The sequence below is a fragment of the Streptomyces murinus genome (assembly GCF_002154555.1).
GTDB classification, from domain to species: Bacteria; Actinomycetota; Actinomycetes; order Streptomycetales; family Streptomycetaceae; genus Streptomyces; species Streptomyces murinus.
In genome coordinates this window covers 1-2,913 of sequence record NZ_MUNF01000635.1, presented here as the reverse complement: position 1 = coordinate 2,913, position 2,913 = coordinate 1, and the positions used below count along the sequence as shown (strand labels likewise).

3 protein-coding genes and 1 pseudogene are annotated in these 2,913 nt (G+C 73.0%); all 4 read left to right on the top strand.

The genetic code is table 11. The features are described 5' to 3' along the window. Positions 1–417: 417 nt before the first annotated feature. Positions 418–1,059 (top strand): annotated as a pseudogene (locus CCN72_RS40970) (DUF5753 domain-containing protein); the annotation flags it as partial. A 168-nt stretch (positions 1,060–1,227) separates the two neighbouring features. Next, positions 1,228–1,713, top strand: coding sequence for a TerB family tellurite resistance protein (locus tag CCN72_RS31875; protein WP_158101446.1), 486 nt, complete (start codon positions 1,228–1,230; stop codon positions 1,711–1,713). A 1-nt stretch (position 1,714) separates the two neighbouring features. Next, entirely contained in the window at positions 1,715–2,173 is a 459-nt protein-coding gene (locus tag CCN72_RS31870; RefSeq protein ID WP_086811646.1) for an SRPBCC domain-containing protein, read from the top strand. A gap of 180 nt (positions 2,174–2,353) precedes the next feature. Continuing rightward, on the top strand, positions 2,354–2,854 hold the full coding sequence (locus CCN72_RS31865) for a hypothetical protein (protein ID WP_086811644.1): 501 nt from the start codon (positions 2,354–2,356) through the stop codon (positions 2,852–2,854). Positions 2,855–2,913 lie beyond the last annotated feature (59 nt).

Here is a 2,913-nt window from a genome sequence, read left to right as displayed (position 1 = left end):
CGCCCGCCCCCGGACGCGAGAGGGGACCGTCCGCGCGAGACGACCGGTCCCCTCTCGCGTCCGGGGGCGGGCGGTGGAGCGGTCGGGGGAGGAAGGGCGGAGCCATCGCCGTGCGCCTTTCGTCCGGCCTCGCGTGGGGAGCGTCCGGCCGTGCGTGGTGGGGGGTCGGTCGGCCGAGAGCGCGCAGCAGACGGCACACCGCCCCGCACGAGGCCGTGCCGCGGCCCGGTCCCCCGACCGGCCGCGCCGCCTGCTCCTCGGTCGGCCGGAGCAGTCGCCCCACTTTCCCACCTGCCAACAAAGGCTCGCAACCTGCGAGTTGAAAATGACAGTCGGCCGTATGCGTGTTGCCCGCGCGGGGCACACCCACGCGTGGCGGGCCCGCCACGACGGTGTACGAGGGCGACCCTGCTGCCCTTCCTGCGTTCCGTGCGCGAGGCCGACAGGCGGGGCTGGTGGCACGGTTACCGCGATGTGATGCCCGACCGGTACGCCGCCTACCTCAACCTGGAGCAGACCGCCGACCGCATCCGCGGCCACCGGAACAGTTGTATGCCCGGCCTGTCGCAGACCGAGGACTACGCCCGCGCCCTGCTCCGCGCCACCCACCCGAGTGCGCCCGCGGAGGCCACCGAACGCCGGGTTGCCCTGCGGATGCGGCGGCAGCGGCTCCTGGCCGGGGCCGAACCCCCGTGTGTGTAGGTGATGTTGGAGGAGACCGTGCCGCGTCGGACCGTCGGTGGGCCCGGGGCGATGCGTGCGCAGATCGACCACCTGGTCGAGATCGGCCGGCTGCCCCAGGTGACCGTGCGGCTCCCGCCGTTCGCACACGGCCCGCACCCCGCGGTGCCGGTGGCCGCCTACCACCTCTTCCGGTTCCGGGCCCGCGAACTGCCCGACATCGTCTACGCCGACGGCCTGCTCGGAGCCGTCCACCTCGACAAGCCCGAGCACGTCGAGCCCTACCGCGAGGCCCTGAACCACCTCGCCACCCAGGCACGGCCCGCCACGCGGACCGAGCCCCTGCTCGGCGCGATCCGCGCGGAGTCGCAGGGGTGAGGCGGAAGCCTTGCCGCCCGTTGGGGACATGTGTGCCCCTGATCGCCGGTTGGAACGAACCGCCCGCGCCGACCTGTCCGCACGCCGGACCGGGCGCGGAAGATCGGGTCCTGGGAGCCGGGCGTCGACCGGGACGGGCCGGCCGGAATCGGAAGGATGCGAGGCGACGTGACCACGACGCGGATGGTCCCGATGAGCGACCTCTGCCAGGACCTGTACGGCTTGTCGGCCGCTCCGCCGGAAGCCTTCCTCAACTACGGCAAGGCCCTGCCGGTGATCGCGGGCGCCGACGGCGAGGTCGGCGAGGCGGAGCTCGCCTGGCTGGTCGACCACCAGCGGCGGATGGGCGCGCCGGAGGAAGTCATCGACCTGTACAAGGAGTTCGACCACCGCGGAGCCCAACTCACGGATCTGCTCCCGGCCATCCGTACCGATGTGGACACCTGGCAGGCCGCTCCGCACATCGTGTACCACGCGATCCAGATGTGCGGCGCGGACGGCGTCTATGCGGAGGCCGAACGCGCCCAGGTCCTGCGGGCGGCCCGTCTGATGGGTGTCCCCGACAACATCGTGCTGTCGCTGCACGCCCTGGTCGACATGGAGCGAGCGGTGGGCGATCTCCGCGCCGCGCTGTTCCACGTCAACACCGTCTGACATGTATGTCACCCGAGTCACCCGTCATGTGCACGCGGACCCCTCGGTCGTCTACCGGGCCCTGACCGACCCCGCCGCGGTCGCGCTCTGGCGGGTCCCCGACGGGATGACCGCCCGGGTGCACACCTACGAGCCGCGCGAGGGCGGCGCCTTCCGGGTCTCCCTCACCTACGGGGAGGGCGGCGGCACCGGCAAGTCGGGCGGCCGTACCGACACCTACCGCGGCCACTTCGCCCGGCTCGTCCCGGGCTCCCTGGTCGTGGAGGTGCTGGCGTTCGAGACGGACGACGACCGACTCGGCGCCAGCATGACCCTGACGACGACGCTCACCCCGGCCGGCGGCGGCACGGACGTGGAGATCCTGCACGAGGGCGTTCCCGACGCCGTTCCGCGCGCGGACAACGAGCGGGGCACCCGCATGGCCCTCGACCGGCTCGCCCGGCTGCTGGAGGGACGGTAGAACCGGATACATGACCGGATCGGCACGCTCCGAGGCCGGAAACCGACGCAACCTTTTCCGCCTTGCCGCATGCCCGGAATCATCCGGAAACCGCCGGAACCACCCTTGCCGAAACCTGGTCTTACCAGCCGTCAGCGGCCGGGATCAGCCCGTCCGTCACGAACCGGGGGAACGAGACACATGTCCGTCCGCAGCCGTACGACCCTGTTCACCGCCCTCGCCCTCGCCGCCGGCCTCAGCCTGGCCGCGGTGACACCCGCCCTCGCCCGACCCGCCACCCCCCGACCCGCCACCGCGCGCAGCACCGCCGTCGCCCAGGGCGACGCGCGCAACGCCACCCAGCACGTCGCCGACTTCTACGGCGCCTACATCGACGCCGTCTGGGCCACCGACGACAAGGCCGCGGGCGCCGACGCCAAGGCCCTGCGCGCCTTCTACCTGTCCGCGGCCGCCCAGAAGAAGGTCGCCGCCTACGAGACCAAGGAGCACGCCGACGGCATCCTCTTCGCCCAGAACGTGCCGGTGCGCTGGCAGGTGGCCTACACCGGTTCGGGCGCCGGGCATGCCACCAGCCGGGTGACGCTGACCTGGAGCGACGGCCCGCACGCCGAGGTCACCCGGATCGACGTCCAGTCCGACCTGCACACCCTGAAGATCACCGACCTCAAGCCGGCCGACTGACCCCGACGGCACGCCCGTACGGCCGCCCCGCCCCCGCCCCGCTCCGGCCCGGGCGGGGC